We start from the raw sequence: 15,441 nt of genomic DNA on the forward strand, positions 1-15,441 counted from the left end.
AATGGCCGAAGTAACAGTAAAACAACTCGCCGAAATGGTTGGTGTTTCCGTTGATCGTTTGCTCGAGCAAATGAAGGAAGCAGGTATATCTGGTAAGAATGATGGCGCTGAAGTCTCTGAATCAGAGCGCCAAACATTGCTGAATCATCTTAAGCGTAGTCACGGTGAAGATGCAGCAGATGGTGAACCAAAGAAAATTACTTTAAAGCGTAAAACTACATCTCAGCTTAAAGTGTCAGGTTCATCGGGTAAGAAGAAAACCGTTAATGTAGAAGTGCGTAAAAAGCGTACCTATGTTAAACGTTCAGAAGTTGAAGGTGGTGATGAACCAACTGAAACAGTTGACGAAGCGGCATTAGAAGCTCAGAAAGCTGAAGAGTTGCGTTTAGAAGAAGAGCGTAAGCAGCAGGAAGCGAAAGAGCAAGCTGCTCGCGAAGCGGCTGAAGCAGAAGCAGCTAAAGAACGTGAAGCTAAGCAAGAACAGAGCCGAGAGCAAGAAGAAGTTGATGTTCAGCGCAAGCAGAAAGAAGCTGAAGAAGCGGCTCGTTTGAAACGTGAAGAGGAAGAAGAAGCTCGTCGCCGTAAGGCTGAAGCGGAATCTGAAGCACGTTTTAAAGCGCAAGAACAAGCTAAGAAAAAAGAGCCAGCGTCAAAAGATAATAATCGTCGAGGTAAAGGTAAAAATAACCGCGGTGATAATCGTAATGATAACCGTCGTGGTGGCAAGATTAGCCGTAATCGCGGCAAAAATGGTCGTCCTCTTTCTAATAAGCCAAACGAACATGGCTTTAAAGAGCCAACAACCCAGCAAGTAATTGATGTAACTATTCCTGAAAGTATTACTGTTGCAGAATTAGCGAAGAAAATGAACGTTAAAGCAGCAGAAGTGATCAAGGTTATGTTTGGTATGGGCGCTATGGCGACTATTAACCAAGTGATTGATCAAGAAACAGGCATGCTTGTTGTAGAAGAGATGGGTCATACGCCAATCGCACTTCAAGAGAATGCGGTTGAAGAAGCGTTGATGGAAAGTATTCAAGCAATGCAGGGTGAGCAGGAAAGTCGCGCACCGGTTGTTACTGTTATGGGTCATGTTGACCATGGTAAAACATCATTGTTGGACTATATACGTTCATCACGCGTAGCTTCCGGTGAGTCCGGTGGTATTACGCAGCACATTGGTGCTTATCACGTAGAAACAGATAATGGCATGGTTACTTTCTTGGATACACCTGGGCATGCTGCTTTTACAGCGATGCGTGCGCGCGGTGCTTCTGTAACTGATATCGTTATACTTGTTGTTGCCGCTGATGATGGTGTAATGCCTCAGACTGAAGAAGCGGTACAGCATGCTAAAGCTGCGGGTGTACCTCTCGTTGTTGCGGTCAACAAGATTGATAAAGAGCAAGCTGATCCTGATCGTGTTAAAAATGAACTTGCAGCACTAGATGTTATCCCTGAAGAGTGGGGTGGTGAAAATCAGTTTGTAAGTGTATCGGCTAAAACAGGCCAAGGCATTGATGAATTATTAGATGCAGTATTGCTGCAATCTGAAATTCTTGAGCTAACTGCAGTGCCTAAGGCACCAGCACAAGGTGTAGTTGTTGAATCTCGTCTTGATAAAGGCCGTGGCCCTGTTGCAACTGTACTGATTCAAAACGGAACCTTGGAAAAAGGTGATATCGTTCTTGCCGGTCTACATTATGGTCGTATTCGTGCGATGCTGGATGAAAATGGTAAGCCTATTCAGGGTGCAGGTCCTGCTATCCCGGTTGAGATTCAAGGCCTAGATGGTACGCCTAATGCCGGTGATGAATTCACTGTTGTTAGTAGCGAGAAAAAAGCACGAGAAATTGCTTTGTTCCGTCAAGGTAAATACCGTGATGTGAAATTGGCCCGTCAGCAGAAATCTAAACTAGAAAACTTGTTTGCTAACATGCAAGCCGGTGATGTTAAAACCTTCAATATTGTCCTTAAAACAGACGTACGTGGTTCATTGGAAGCACTAACTCACGCATTGGAAGATCTATCTACCGATGAAGTAAAAGTGAATATTGTTTCTGGCGGTGTTGGTGGTATTGCTGAGACTGATGCTAACCTTGCGGTTACAGCATCTGCATTGATGGTTGGTTTCAACGTCCGTGCTGATCAGCAGGCTCGTCAGGTAATGGAACGTGAAGGCATCGAACTTCGTTACTACAGCGTAATCTACGATATTATCGATGACGTTAAGCAGGCGATGGGTGGTCTTCTTTCTCCTGAATACCGTGAAGAGATCGTTGGTATTGCTGAAGTACGTGATGTATTTAAAGCACCTAAGATTGGTCTTGTGGCTGGTTGTATGGTTACTGAAGGTACAGTTTTCCGTAACAAGCGTATCCGTGTACTGCGTGACAACGTGGTTATCTATGAGGGCGAATTAGAATCTCTACGTCGCTTTAAAGATAACGTAAACGAAGTTCGTCAGGGTATGGAATGTGGTATCGGCGTTAAGAACTATAACGACGTTAAAGTAGGAGACCAGATTGAGGTCTTCGACACAGTCGAAGTTCAACGTACACTTTAAGGTAATAGATAACCTTTATGGCACGCGATTATAGTCGTACATCAAGGATTGCGGACCAGCTCCAACGTGAGCTGGCCCAGCTTATCCAGTTAGAAATTAAAGATCCTCGTCTTGGTATGGTGACAGTAAGCTATGCCAAAGTGAGTAAAGATCTTGGCTACGCTGATGTTTACATCACTGTTTTACCGCTTAATGGTAAAGATGAAGATGAAGCAATAGTTGATTCACTAAAAGTGCTTAATAATGCAGCCGGTTTCCTAAGAGGGGCGCTGGCTAAACAAGTTAAGTTACGAGTGATGCCGCAGTTGCGTTTCCATTTCGATGAAACTATCGAGCGTGGTCGTCACCTGCATCATCTGATTGAGGCCGCAGTGCGCCAAGAAAATCAGAATTCAAATAACGACACCGACGGAGAGTAATGCGTGGGTCGTCGTAGAAACCGAGGCCGGGCGGTCGATGGTGTATTTCTGTTAAATAAACCGCCAGGTATCTCTTCTAATTTTGCTCTTCAACAAGTGCGTCGTCTTTATGGTGCAGCTAAAGGCGGACATACAGGCGCTCTAGATCCTTTGGCAACCGGCATGTTGCCTATCTGCTTAGGTGAAGCGACAAAGTTTTCACAGCATCTGTTAGATTCTGATAAACGCTACATAACCACCGCAAAGCTAGGTGTTAGAACGGACTCTAGTGACGCTGATGGTGTGGTTGTTGAAGAAAAGCCAGTACCAGAAAATCTAACCGAAGCACAGATTGAACAGTTTCTCGTTGAGAATTTTAGCGGCGAGATTGAACAAGTGCCGTCCATGTTTTCTGCGCTAAAGCATCAAGGTCAGCCTTTATATAAACTGGCACGTCAAGGGATCAAGGTAGAGGTTAAACCACGAAAAGTCATTATCCACGAGATAAAAATGACGGCTTTTCGCGGTGATGAAATTGATCTTGAGGTTTACTGCTCAAAAGGGACTTACATCCGTTCAATTGTCGAAGATCTAGGCCACCTTATAGGCTGTGGAGCCCATGTGAAAATGCTGCATCGAAAAGATGTCGGCGCATTTACAGCGGACCAGATGATGACATTGGATGAGCTGCGTCAAAATGTACCGGAAAATGCAGATGAAGAGGCCCTAAAGGGCATACAATTTGAGCTAGATAAGCTATTATTGCCAGCGTGGGCAGCAGTGGCTGATTTACCAGCTGTTCAGCTAGATCAAACGCAGACGAAACTTGTTCTTCATGGACATAATGTGTCATTTAATGACGCACAGGAATATGAAGTAGGCTGCTTGGTTAGATTGTTTGCAGCGGTAAGTGACGCAACTCCCGAACGATTTTTAGGTGTTGCAGAAGTGAATGAAGAAGGGGCCTTTAAGCCTAAGCGGCTTATCTGCACTGCAAACGATCAATAGTACTGATTAAATAGAATTTTTTAGGTGTCTAAAGAGGCCTAAATAATGTGGCGTTGTACTGAAAATATGCTCGGTGCATCGTTTCTTTCAAATCCAGCGACTAATAATAGTCGTGTGCATATTTTTTTAGGAGAATGAAAATGGCATTAACTGCTGAAAATAAAGCGGCAATCGTTGCAGATTTCGCTCGCGCTGAAGGCGATACTGGTTCCCCAGAAGTTCAGGTAGCTTTGCTAACTGCTAATATCGAAGGTTTACAGGGTCACTTCAAAGTGAACAAACATGACCATCACTCACGTCGTGGTCTAATCCGCATGGTAAACCAGCGTCGTAAATTGCTGGATTACTTAAAAGGTAAAGATGCAGATCGTTACCTAGACTTGATCAAACGTCTTGGTCTACGTCGCTAAGTTAGTGTGAATTCCTCAGGGCCATACAATGTATGGCCCTGATTTTATCTGAGGCAGTAAAATAGTTAACAATTTCATCCCGCCTGTACTTCAATAAATTTTTGTTGTGAACATGAAGAGTTTATTGAAGTACTGGCACTACTTAGGTATGGATGTTAACTCGTTGCGGCCTCATCCAATTTTAAGGAAATTATTGTGTTTCAAGTAACTACTAAAACATTTCAGTTTGGTGGTCAGGAAGTAACTATCGAAACTGGTCGCGTTGCGCGCCAGGCGACAGGTGCTGTTCTGGTCAAAATGGGCGGTAACGAAGTACTTTGTACGGTTGTTGGTGCAAAAGAGGAAAAACCAGGTCAAGGTTTCTTCCCGCTATCGGTTCATTACCAAGAGAAATATTACTCTGTTGGTCGTATCCCAGGTGGCTTCTTTAAGCGTGAAGCGCGCCCATCTGAGAAAGAGACTCTGACATCGCGTCTAATCGACCGTCCAATTCGTCCATTGTTTCCGAAAGGCTACATGAACGAAGTACAGGTTGTTTGTACGGTTATGTCTGCGGATAAAAAGAATGATCCGGATATCGCTGCAATGATCGGTACATCCGCTGCGCTTGCGATCTCTGGTATTCCATTCCAAGGTCCAATCGGTGCTGCACGTGTAGGTTTCACTGAACAGGATGGCTATATTCTTAACCCAAGCTACGAGCAGTTAGCAACGTCTGAGCTAGACATGGTTGTTGCTGGTACTGCTGATGCGGTATTGATGGTTGAGTCTGAAGCACAAGAACTATCTGAAGATGAAATGCTAGGTGCTGTTCTTTTCGCGCACCAAGAGATGCAAGTTATTATTACTGCAGTGAACGCGTTAGCGGCAGAAGCAGGTAAAGAAGCTTGGGTTTGGACGCCTAAAGCAAAAGATGAAGATCTTATTGCTAAAGTTCGTGCTGAAGTCGCTGAAGGTATTGCTGCAGCTTACCAAGTTGCTGACAAATTACAGCGTCAAAACGCATTGGCTGAACTGCGTGCTAAAGCAGTGGAAGCGCTTTGTGGTGAAGAAGAAGGCCTGCCTTCTGCTAGCGACGTGTCTGGTATCGTCAGTTCACTAGAGAAAGAGATTGTACGTGGTCGTATCGTAAGTGGTGAACCACGTATCGATGGCCGTGATAATAAAACAGTTCGTGGTATTGATGTGCAAGTGGATGTGCTACAAGGTACTCACGGTTCTGCACTGTTTACACGTGGTGAAACGCAGGCGATCGCTACTTGTACATTAGGTACTGCGCGTGATCAGCAGATCATTGATGCTATCGAAGGCGAACGTAAAGACCCGTTCATGTTGCACTACAATTTCCCTCCATACTCTGTAGGTGAATGTGGTCGTATGATGGGTGCTGGTCGTCGTGAAATCGGTCATGGTCGTCTAGCCCGTCGTGGTGTTGCTGCGGTTCTACCAACACAAGAAGAGTTCCCATACACAATCCGTATCGTATCTGAGATCACTGAATCAAACGGTTCAAGCTCTATGGCATCGGTATGTGGTGCATCTCTATCTATGATGGATGCGGGTGTTCCTCTTAAGGCACCAGTTGCGGGTATCGCAATGGGTCTTGTTAAAGAAGAGAACGGCTTTGCTGTCCTAACTGATATTCTAGGTGATGAAGATCATTTAGGTGACATGGACTTTAAAGTGGCAGGTACTGAAACCGGTATTACTGCACTTCAGATGGATATCAAAATTACAGGTATCACTGAAGAGATCATGGATATAGCGCTTGAACAGGCATATGAAGCACGTGTTCATATCCTTAAAGAGATGGCTAAAGTTATCGGTTACGCTCGTCCAGAGCTTCCAGATAATGCACCAGCGTTGACTCAGCTTAAGATCAACCCTGAGAAGATCCGTGATGTTATCGGTAAAGGTGGTGCAACTATCCGTGCACTGACTGAAGAGACTGGCGCATCTATTGATATCGAAGATGACGGTACGGTCCGTGTTTATGCCGCTGATAAAGCAGCAGCAAAAGCCGCTACTGATAAGATCCTAGAGATCACTGCAGAAGCTGAGATCGGCAAAGTTTACGAAGGTAAAGTTGTTCGTATTGAAGACTTCGGTGCTTTCGTTAATATCTTACCAGGCAAAGATGGTCTAGTTCATATTTCTCAGATCGATAACAAACGTGTTGAGAAAGTAACTGATTACATCCAGATGGATCAGATGGTTAAGGTTAAAGTTCTGGACGTAGACCAGCGCGGCCGTATTAAACTATCTATGAAAGATCTAATTGCTGACAATGAAGTAAGCTAAGCATTGCTGCATAACACTTAGCTTCGGCTAAGATGGATTAAAAAACCGCCTTTGGTAACAATGGCGGTTTTTTTGTGCTGTTTTTTTACAAACAGAGGATAAGTCAAAGCAGGTTTGTTTATTATAGGTTTTAGGGGTTGATAACTTATCCCATAAATCTGTGGATAACTTCGTTAGTAGTCTGAGTGCTGATCGCTGGGAGCCACTAATAGTAAAGGGTGCGGAGAATTGGTTGTATTTTTATCAGCGGTGGAAAACGCTTAAAATCTATCCATCATTTCGCCTAATGTTGCGATTGCTGTGATCTGTTCATTACTTTGCGTGTAATGGGCATAGCAGAGTCGGATATGGTGATTGAAGCGGTTATCTGCACAAAAAAGATTGCCTGGGGATATACCGATTCCTGCGGTTAACGCTTGTTGAAATAACTGATCACTGGCGACTCGCTCAGGTAGATTAAACCACTGTAAAATACCCCCTTGCGGTTTTATAAACATGGTTTCTTTGGGCCAAAAGCGCCTTACATCTTCTGTTAGCATATCAACACGTTCACTATAGATTCGGCTCACTTGCGCTAGGTGGCGACGGTAACGACGGCCAATGAGTAGTTCGCTAACAGCTTGCTGTGTAATGGCCGGACACGCGATATTTGTGACAAATTTATAGTAATTAATTTTGTCATAATAGCGTCCAGGAAGCACCCAGCCGAGTCGTATGTCTACATCCATGGTTTTTGAAAAAGAGCCGCAGTGGAGCACTCTTTGCTCCGTATCTAAAGCTTTTAATGGGGTTGGGCGTTGCTGGTTATAGCTGAGTTCTGCAAAAACATCATCTTCAATTAAGGCTATATCCCAGCGATTAGCTAGACCTATAAGCCGTTTTCTGGTCGATAGATCTAAGTTGAAACCGAGTGGATTATTAAAACTTGGATTAGTGAGCACGGCTTTAATCGGCCAGCGTTCTAGTGCACTTTCTAAAGCATCTAAGTTAGTTCCTAGTATTGGGTCGGAGGGAAGTTCAATCACCTTTAAGCCTAACGCCTCTATGCATTGCAGTGTCCCGTAGTAGCAAGGAGACTCGACGGCAATGGTATCCCCTACTTCGGCAACAGCACGTAGGCAGAGTGAGACCGCTTCCTGTCCCCCTTGGGTGATGACAATATCTTCACTATTGCAGGCGATAGAAGTGGAGTTAAGGTGGCCAGCTAGAGTTTTTCGGAGCCTTGGGTCACCGGGGGGTGTGCTGTAATGACTTCTGCGTCGGCTGCTCTCTAGTGCCCATCGACGAGCGGTTTTAGCAAGTTGTTGATAATACCAGCTAACTGTTGGCCAGCGTGAATCAGGATAAGCAGAACCAAGGGCTAGGTTTCCAGGTTGGTTGGCTGAGCCTAATACACTAAAGGCGGTTGCACCCATAGTGACTTTTCTTGGTTTCAGGGGAGGGCTGTTTTTTAGTTGTGCCGAAACAAAAAAGCCCTGTCTATCTTTTACTTGGAGTTGTTTTAGATTTTCCAGCTCAGTTAGTGCTCGAATGATGGTGTTTTTACTTAGTTGATATTGCTGGCTGAGTGCTCTTATTGAGGGTAGGCGGGAGCCTGGTGGAAGATCACCTTGTTCTATACGTAATTGAAGTTTCTGCACTAAGTGTTCATATTTTTTCATGGGTACAGCTTACTTTAATTTATTGATAAATTCATATATAGCTTCTCTGTATCCCAAAAGTTCGATGTTTTGTGTCCCTTTTCTGCTTGGACTCTAGCCTCTACAGTGTGCTTTTTTGTAATAGATATGTGGGGATTAAGCTAATGCTGAGTCGGCAGCAAAAATTAACATTAGTACCTTGGGCTTTTGTCGGTATTTGGAGCACAGGTTTTATTGGTGCTAAGTATGCTGTGCCTTATATGGAGCCGTTTAGTGTTTTATTTTTGCGTATGTTTCTCACCTTGATCGTCTTTGCTGCTCTTATGTTTTGGCGCAAGCCTCAATGGTGTTCTCCTAAGCAAGCGGGTCACCAGATGGTGGTTGGGTTGTTGGTACATGCCTGTTATTTAGGTGGCGTTTTTGTTGCTATTGATTGGGCGCTACCGGCGGGTATTACTTCATTAATTATGGGGGTTCAGCCTCTATTGACTGCGTTAATCGGTTGGTTGTGGATAAGTGAGCGCTTACACAAAGCTCAGTGGTTAGGTCTGGTGCTTGGCTTTTTGGGTGTATTGCTCGTGGTGAGTCAGAACGGTGCTCAAAATTCTGATGCTGCCGGTTGGGATGCATGGACCGCGGCGATTGTTGCTTTGTTGGCGATCTCTATTGGTACGCTCTATCAGAAACGTTTTGGCGGCGGTGTAGACTTGATGGTTGGCGCTTTCTATCAATATTTAGTGACAGCTATTGTGATGGCATTGCTGGCTTGGCAGTTTGATTCGGGTGAGGTGACTTGGAGTTGGCCCTTATTAGGTGCTGTTTTATGGATGGTGTTAGCTTTATCTGTGACAGCTATTTTACTGTTTCTTGTCATGATCCGTGAGGGGGAAGCGAGTAAGGTTGTTAGTTACTTTTATTTAGTGCCGCCATTGACTGCACTGGAAGCTTGGCTTCTTTTTGATGAAACACTGAATATTTATGCGCTATGCGGTATAGGCGTTACTGTAGCGGGTGTCTATCTGACGGTTAAGCGTAGGGTATAGATTAAAACAGGCTAGTGTTTGCTAGCCTGTGGATAGCTTACATCTTGTGAGTTAGACGGATCAGCTTGAAGTTACCATTAGACATAATACATTCAGCTTGATGGAAGTATTTGAGGGCTTTGCGTTCTAATGGGATATGCATGTTTGTAACAAAACAAGCAATCCCTTGTTCATTGAGGTGATCATGGGCAGCTTTAAGGAAGCGATCGGTCAAGTCGCCATCTACAGCAAAGCCTGCATGGAAGGGCGGATTGCAGACAATTAGATCAAACTTTTCACTAATGCCTTGTGCACAGTTAGCGGCGATGACCTTCGCATTGATGGGGTAGCGGGCAAAGTTACATTCACAAGCAATAATAGCTGCAGCGTTGTTGTCTGTGGCCGTTACGGGGATGTCTAAGTGTGTAAGATTGAGGGATAAGTAACCATAACCGCAGCCGAGATCTAGCGCACTTTTAGGAGGTTCAGGTAGGGTCATCAAAAAGCTATCTAAATGTTCTATTAGGTAAGCGCTGCCTTTATCTATTTTATCCCAGCCAAAGATCCCCGGTTTGCTCTGGTACTCAAATTTATCATCGGTACAACCTGTGCGCAGTTGGTGATAGTTTTTATCATCTAGGATGTCGTCGCTGTGTTCGTTGGTTTTTATGAGTTGGGCGAGCCATGTGTCTTTGTCTTTTTTACTGCTTTCCCCCATACCAAAAAGCTTTTTAGCTTTTGTGAAATAGGTTTTTATGCCTTCGTTTTTATTACCGGCAAGAATTAGTTCGCCACCAACTTTTAGGCAGCGATAGGCTTCATTAATCAGATGGTGGGCAACTAGTTTCTCTTTAGATACTCTATAAATGACACGCTCCAAGCTATTATCTTCAATAATGGAGAGGTCATAGTCGGAGAAAAATGTTGTCCACCCTTGTCGTTGTAATTGAGCTTGAAGGTCTAAACGATTAGTAATGCAGGTGACAGCATCGTTAGGCTGAAGGTTGGCGGCAAGTAAATTTTCATCCGCTAGCCACAGACTTTTTGTTTTTGCGCTCTTAATATAGGGAGCGAGTAGAGGAAAAGCTGAATCACTCATCGGATGCTGTTGATCTCTTCGTCAGTTAAAAAGCGATATTCACCAAGCTCTAGTTCTTCATCAAGTTCAATTTGGCCTATTTTAGCTCTATGTAGCTCTTCTACTTTGTTACCAATAGCAGCAAACATGCGCTTAACTTGATGATAGCGCCCCTCAGTTAAAATGACTTCGGCTTCGTGGCTACTAACAATGGTTAATTCTGCTGGTTTAGTGCGAACTTTGTCATTGATAAGAGTCAGCCCTTTCGCAAACTTTTCTATCGCATCTTCAGGGATAGGGTCAGCAGTGATGACTTGATAGAGCTTGCCGGTTTTATGTTTTGGTGAGGTGATTCTATGTGCCCATTGGCCATCGGTTGTAATAAGCACAAGCCCCGTGGTGTCTACATCTAATCGGCCGCATATCGTAAGCTCGTTAGCTCTAGGTAGATCGATAAAACTTAAAACACTAGGGTGTGTTCCGTCATCATTGGAGCAGACGCAGCCTATAGGTTTATTCAACATCAGGTATTTTTCCCCTGGGGCTTCTAGTGGATAGCCACTGAGGTAGACCTCATCTTCAATCTCATCTATATGTAAGGCTGGATTGGATACCTCTTCGCCATTGAGTGTGACTTCGCCTATTTTAAGAAAACGGCGAACCTCTTTACGAGAAAAACCAGAAGACTGGGAAAGGTATTTATCTAGGCGCATGTAAGTACTTTTTAGTAACTCGGTGAGTGAAGTATGGAATAAAGCAGCTATTATATCTGAAGGAGCTTATCCCCTACAGCCTGCGGCGTTTTTTAGCTGCGCATTTTAGGCTAATATACGCGCCTTAACCGTGGAGCCCGCTTGTGAAATTGTTTGTAGATAACCTTACCAATGTAGATTTTTCCTATTTGCACCCTCAAAGAGGGTTATTGGGAGAGTCGTGGCTTGTCCAGCTGGAGCTTGATGGCAGCTTGAATGATCAAGGGATGATTTGTGATTTTGGTATTGTTAAAAAAGAAGTTAAAAAGTGGTTTGATCTTTGGATTGATCATGCGTTGGTTGTGCCAACGGGGTTGCCAGAGTTGGCGTATAGGGTTGATGCCGGTTATACAGCGGTTGAGTGGGCTTATCCTAATGGCGAACGCTTTTCTTGTTGCTCGCCTGAAGCGGCTATCTGTTTAGTGGATATGGCTGAGATTAACGAAGCTACACTGGCTGATTGGTGTCAGGGAAAATTGCTTGAGTTGTTTCCCGGCGAAGTTAAGGGTTTAACCATTCGCTTTGTACCGGAAAAAATTGATGGGGCTTTTTATCATTACAGTCATGGCTTGCAGAAGCATGATGGTAATTGTCAGCGCATCGCTCATGGCCATCGTTCTAAAATTGAGTTGTTCATCAATGGACAGCGGGATAGATCTTTAGAAGCGGAATGGGCGGAGCGGTTTAAGGATATATACATAGGCTCAGAGTCCCATGTAACATCCCAGAGTGATGATGAGCATAACTATGCTTACCAAGCCCCGCAGGGCCGGTTTGAAATTAGTTTGCCTGCTCGGGTTTGTTACATAATCGATACGGATTCTACGGTGGAATTGATTGCCTCCCATTTGGCGAAGCAGATCAAGTTAAGTTACCCCAATGACCGGGTGATGGTTAAAGCGTATGAAGGGGTTGGTAAGGGAGCAATCGCAGAGGCGTAGCTATTGCCTATCAGTGTGAATTAAATAAAAAACCGCAGAGAACTGCGGTTTTTTTATGTAAGGGAGGGGCGTTAATTAACCCCTCTTATCGCTATTAGCTACGTTCAACGGCTAATGCTGTACCCATACCGCCACCAATACAGAGTGTCGCTAGGCCTTTCTTAGCATCGCGTCGAGCCATCTCATGTAGAAGACTTACAAAGATGCGACAGCCTGAAGCACCAATTGGGTGGCCAAGAGCAATGGCGCCGCCGTTAACGTTGACCTTGTCAGTATCCCAGCCTAGATCTTTGTTGACTGACATTGCTTGAGCAGCAAAGGCTTCGTTAGCCTCGATTAGATCAAGGTCATCAACATTCCATCCTGCCTTTTCTAGTGCTTTTTGAGTTGCGCAGATAGGGCCTGTACCCATGATGGCTGGATCAATCCCTGCAGAAGCGTAAGCTTTGATTGTCACAAGAACTGGAAGGCCCAATTCAGCTGCTTTCTCAGCAGAACAAACGATCACGGCCGCAGCGCCGTCATTGATAGTTGATGAGTTACCAGCAGTTACCGAGCCATCTTTTTTGAAGGCAGGGCGTAGTTTAGCCAGTGCTTCGGGTGTGCAGCCAAAACGTGGTTGTTCATCCGTATCAAATACGATAGGGTCGCCTTTACGTTGTGGGATCGTTACAGGGATGATCTCATCCTTAAAACGACCAGCTGTTACTGCAGCTTCTGCTTTGTTTTGAGATGCTGATGCGAAGGCATCTTGCTCTTCGCGAGTAAAGCCATATTTATCTACGATGTTTTCAGTCGTGATACCCATATGGTAATCGTTGAAAGCATCCCATAGGCCATCCTTAATCATGGAGTCGACCATTTTCCAGTCGCCCATGCGTGCACCATTACGTGAATTAGGTACAACGTGTGGTGACGCACTCATGTTTTCTTGACCGCCCGCAATGATAATGTCTGCATCACCACAGCGAATCGCTTGTGTTGCCATTTGAATGGCTTTTAGACCTGAGCCGCATACTTTATTGATCGTTAGCGCGGATACTGAGTTAGGTAGCCCCGCATTTAGAGTTGCTTGGCGTGCTGGATTTTGACCGCAACCTGCTGTTAAAACTTGACCTAAAATAACTTCGTCTACTTGATTAGGGTTTAAGTTAACCTTCTCGATTAAGCCTTTGATTACTGTCGCACCTAGATCAGATGCAGCGATTTTAGAAAGGGAACCACCAAACGTACCAACTGCGGTACGGCCCGCAGCAACAATTACAACGTCACGCATTCGAAATGCCTCTTAGCTTAGCTATGTACAAAATTCATTCACGATGATCATAAGCCATATAGATGACTTGATTGTTTCAGGTGAAAAGCGGCATTTATACAAAAACCTTTATATGTCATTCCATCTTGCATGACTGGTTTAAAAACCGTTTTTCTGTGCAGCAATATTATTCATATAGTTTTTATTGCATTGCAGGAACTCATCGTTCTTGCAGTCTGCGCGACCAGAGCCCTGCTTGTCAAGCCACGAAAGCAGGGGGCTTATAAGACTTACGTTGATGATTAGATATTTTGCGCTGCAAAATAAAAGCGAGGAGGGTAGAGTTAAGAAATATGAAAACTAAGCTAATTCAGCAGGTCCCGAGCGAGGCTTCCTCGCTCGGGATGTGATTTATAGATCGATTTGAAGGTTATCAATAAGACGAGCTGCCCCTATATAAGCTGCAGCTAAAATAATAATTTGATGATCTGTGTCGGTTGCTGGTTGTAAATCACTTCGGCGGCAGATCTTATAATAATCTCTTTTAAAACCAGCAGCTTCTAGAGTAGCTTGAGATTGCTCTTCTATTTCGTTAAAGGCTTTATTGCCACTCACAATCGCTGTCTTAGCTGTTTGCAGTGTTTGGTTAAGTAGAGGGGCAATCTCAAGTTCTGATGGTGTTAGATAGCCGTTACGGGAACTTAAAGCGAGTCCCTTATCATTACGAGCAATGGGGGCACCTTGGATCTCAACAGGCAGACTAAGATCTTCGGTCATTCGACGAATGACCATCAATTGCTGAAAATCTTTTTCGCCAAAGATAGCAACATCAGGTTGTACCATACCGAAAAGCTTACAAACAACGGTAGCGACTCCACGGAAATGCCCTGGGCGTGTTGTACCACAGTACATATCTGAGATAACGGGCACTTCAACTTGTGTCTGGGCTTCTCGACCGTGGGGGTAGACCTCTGCATCTGTAGGCGCAAATAGGTAATCACAACCTCGGGAGGATAGCTTTTCCTGATCCTGCTTAAGTGTCCTAGGATAGCTGTCTAAATCTTCACCTGCGCCAAATTGTAGCGGATTAACGAAAATAGAGGAGACAACAATATCGCTAGTGGACTTTGCTTGGTCTATTAGTTGTAGATGACCTTCATGTAGGTTGCCCATAGTAGGAACAAAACCTATGCGCCGACCTTGCAAACGCTCCTGTTTGAGAGCAGCTCGTAATTCGGCAATCGAGTGTATAGTTTGCATGCTTATTCGAATCCGTGTTCCTGTGCGGGGAAAGTGCCATCTTTAACCTCTTTAATATAGAGGGATATAGCAGCTTCAATACTGTCGGCATTTTGCATAAAGTTTTTAACAAACTTAGGGCTTCGGCCGGGTGTGAGGCCTAGCATATCGTGCATAACCAATACCTGTGCATCGGTATCTGACCCAGCACCGATACCAATAACAGGAATATCGAGCGCTAAAGTGATCTCTTCTGCTAAAAGTGAAGGTACGCACTCTAATAAGATAATGCTTGCGCCTGCATCTTGTAATAAGACGGCATCATTCAGCATCTGCTTGGCGCTTTCTGTATCGCGCCCTTGAACGCGATAGCCGCCGAGCTTGTTTACGGTTTGTGGTGTTAGGCCTAAATGAGCGCAGACGGGAATACCGCGTTCTGCCAGCATAGATACTGTATCAGAAAGCCATGCGCCACCTTCTAGCTTCACCATGTTTGCACCGGCTTGCATAAGTGCCGCGGAACTGTCCATCGCCTGTTCAGGTGTTGAATAGCTCATAAACGGGAGGTCAGCCATGATTAAACTACCCTGATTGCCTCGGGCAACCGACTGGGTGTGATAAGCCATCTCTTCAACGGTCACAGGGAGTGTGCTGTCGTTTCCCTGAAGTACCATACCTAAAGAGTCGCCTACCAGAATAACTTCGGTACCAGCAGAACTGATCAGGTGAGAGAAACAAGCATCGTAGGCAGTTAGAACTGCGAACTTCTCGCCTGCTTTTTTCATTGATGACAACGTGTGCAGAGTTATTTTGCTCATGGAATTAGCTTCC

General features: G+C 44.6%; 13 protein-coding genes. 7 read left to right on the forward strand and 6 right to left on the reverse strand.

The window, feature by feature from the left end:
• Position 1: 1 nt before the first annotated feature.
• The 5 genes from infB (at position 2) to pnp (ending at position 6,683) form a co-directional block, all read left to right on the forward strand.
• A complete protein-coding gene (gene infB / locus ACOQOE_RS02600) occupies positions 2–2,566 on the forward strand; it encodes a translation initiation factor IF-2 (RefSeq protein WP_420554835.1) in 2,565 nt (854 codons plus the stop codon).
• Between the two features lie 17 nt (positions 2,567–2,583).
• Positions 2,584–2,985, forward strand: a complete 402-nt coding sequence (gene rbfA, locus ACOQOE_RS02605; RefSeq protein WP_067868151.1) for a 30S ribosome-binding factor RbfA — start codon at positions 2,584–2,586, stop codon at positions 2,983–2,985.
• Between the two features lie 3 nt (positions 2,986–2,988).
• A complete protein-coding gene (truB, locus tag ACOQOE_RS02610) occupies positions 2,989–3,972 on the forward strand; it encodes a tRNA pseudouridine(55) synthase TruB (RefSeq protein WP_420554836.1) in 984 nt (327 codons plus the stop codon).
• 140 nt (positions 3,973–4,112) lie between these two features.
• The gene (rpsO, locus tag ACOQOE_RS02615; protein WP_067868145.1) at positions 4,113–4,382 is read left to right on the forward strand and encodes a 30S ribosomal protein S15; all 270 of its coding nucleotides are present in this window, start codon (positions 4,113–4,115) and stop codon (positions 4,380–4,382) included.
• Between the two features lie 195 nt (positions 4,383–4,577).
• On the forward strand, positions 4,578–6,683 hold the full coding sequence (gene pnp / locus ACOQOE_RS02620; RefSeq protein ID WP_067868142.1) for a polyribonucleotide nucleotidyltransferase: 2,106 nt from the start codon (positions 4,578–4,580) through the stop codon (positions 6,681–6,683).
• Between the two features lie 260 nt (positions 6,684–6,943).
• On the opposite strand, the gene ACOQOE_RS02625 is transcribed toward pnp, so the two are convergent.
• Positions 6,944–8,344, reverse strand: a complete 1,401-nt coding sequence (locus ACOQOE_RS02625; RefSeq protein ID WP_067868139.1) for a PLP-dependent aminotransferase family protein — start codon at positions 8,342–8,344, stop codon at positions 6,944–6,946.
• A gap of 143 nt (positions 8,345–8,487) precedes the next feature.
• On the opposite strand from ACOQOE_RS02625, the gene ACOQOE_RS02630 reads away from it, so the two are divergent.
• A complete protein-coding gene (locus tag ACOQOE_RS02630) occupies positions 8,488–9,366 on the forward strand; it encodes a DMT family transporter (protein ID WP_067868136.1) in 879 nt (292 codons plus the stop codon).
• A gap of 37 nt (positions 9,367–9,403) precedes the next feature.
• Here ACOQOE_RS02630 and ACOQOE_RS02635 read toward each other — a convergent pair whose 3' ends face one another.
• On the reverse strand, positions 9,404–10,444 hold the full coding sequence (locus tag ACOQOE_RS02635; protein ID WP_067868133.1) for a methyltransferase: 1,041 nt from the start codon (positions 10,442–10,444) through the stop codon (positions 9,404–9,406).
• Positions 10,441–11,136 carry a 16S rRNA pseudouridine(516) synthase RsuA gene (gene rsuA, locus ACOQOE_RS02640; protein WP_067868130.1) on the reverse strand — a complete coding sequence of 232 codons (696 nt, stop codon included), beginning with the start codon at positions 11,134–11,136 and terminating at the stop codon, positions 10,441–10,443. The genes ACOQOE_RS02635 and rsuA overlap by 4 nt, the downstream gene beginning before the upstream one ends.
• A gap of 143 nt (positions 11,137–11,279) precedes the next feature.
• Between rsuA and ACOQOE_RS02645 the strand changes: the two genes are divergently transcribed.
• On the forward strand, positions 11,280–12,116 hold the full coding sequence (locus tag ACOQOE_RS02645) for a 6-carboxytetrahydropterin synthase (RefSeq protein WP_067868126.1): 837 nt from the start codon (positions 11,280–11,282) through the stop codon (positions 12,114–12,116).
• Positions 12,117–12,210: 94 nt separating this feature from the next.
• Here the strand turns inward: ACOQOE_RS02645 and ACOQOE_RS02650 are convergent, their stop codons facing one another.
• From ACOQOE_RS02650 to panB, 3 genes are all read right to left on the reverse strand, one after another.
• Entirely contained in the window at positions 12,211–13,392 is a 1,182-nt protein-coding gene (locus ACOQOE_RS02650; protein ID WP_420554837.1) for an acetyl-CoA C-acetyltransferase, read from the reverse strand.
• Positions 13,393–13,782: 390 nt separating this feature from the next.
• Entirely contained in the window at positions 13,783–14,631 is an 849-nt protein-coding gene (gene panC, locus ACOQOE_RS02655) for a pantoate--beta-alanine ligase (RefSeq protein WP_420554838.1), read from the reverse strand.
• A 2-nt stretch (positions 14,632–14,633) separates the two neighbouring features.
• Entirely contained in the window at positions 14,634–15,428 is a 795-nt protein-coding gene (gene panB, locus ACOQOE_RS02660) for a 3-methyl-2-oxobutanoate hydroxymethyltransferase (protein WP_067868117.1), read from the reverse strand.
• Positions 15,429–15,441: the final 13 nt, after the last annotated feature.

The organism is Neptuniibacter marinus, assembly GCF_965223595.1.
In the GTDB taxonomy this organism is placed as follows: Bacteria; Pseudomonadota; Gammaproteobacteria; order Pseudomonadales; family Balneatricaceae; genus Neptuniibacter; species Neptuniibacter marinus.

What these genes read in the sequence shown, in the direction of transcription:
- rbfA (WP_067868151.1), top strand. Translation starts at nt 2,584, where the DNA reads ATGGCACGCGATTATAGTCGTACATCAAGGATTGCGGACCAGCTCCAA.
- rpsO (WP_067868145.1), top strand. Translation starts at nt 4,113, where the DNA reads ATGGCATTAACTGCTGAAAATAAAGCGGCAATCGTTGCAGATTTCGCT.
- panB (WP_067868117.1), bottom strand. Translation starts at nt 15,428, where the DNA reads ATGAGCAAAATAACTCTGCACACGTTGTCATCAATGAAAAAAGCAGGC.
- infB (WP_420554835.1), top strand. Translation starts at nt 2, where the DNA reads ATGGCCGAAGTAACAGTAAAACAACTCGCCGAAATGGTTGGTGTTTCC.
- ACOQOE_RS02630 (WP_067868136.1), top strand. Translation starts at nt 8,488, where the DNA reads ATGCTGAGTCGGCAGCAAAAATTAACATTAGTACCTTGGGCTTTTGTC.
- ACOQOE_RS02650 (WP_420554837.1), bottom strand. Translation starts at nt 13,392, where the DNA reads ATGCGTGACGTTGTAATTGTTGCTGCGGGCCGTACCGCAGTTGGTACG.
- rsuA (WP_067868130.1), bottom strand. Translation starts at nt 11,136, where the DNA reads ATGCGCCTAGATAAATACCTTTCCCAGTCTTCTGGTTTTTCTCGTAAA.
- ACOQOE_RS02635 (WP_067868133.1), bottom strand. Translation starts at nt 10,444, where the DNA reads ATGAGTGATTCAGCTTTTCCTCTACTCGCTCCCTATATTAAGAGCGCA.
- ACOQOE_RS02625 (WP_067868139.1), bottom strand. Translation starts at nt 8,344, where the DNA reads ATGAAAAAATATGAACACTTAGTGCAGAAACTTCAATTACGTATAGAA.
- panC (WP_420554838.1), bottom strand. Translation starts at nt 14,631, where the DNA reads ATGCAAACTATACACTCGATTGCCGAATTACGAGCTGCTCTCAAACAG.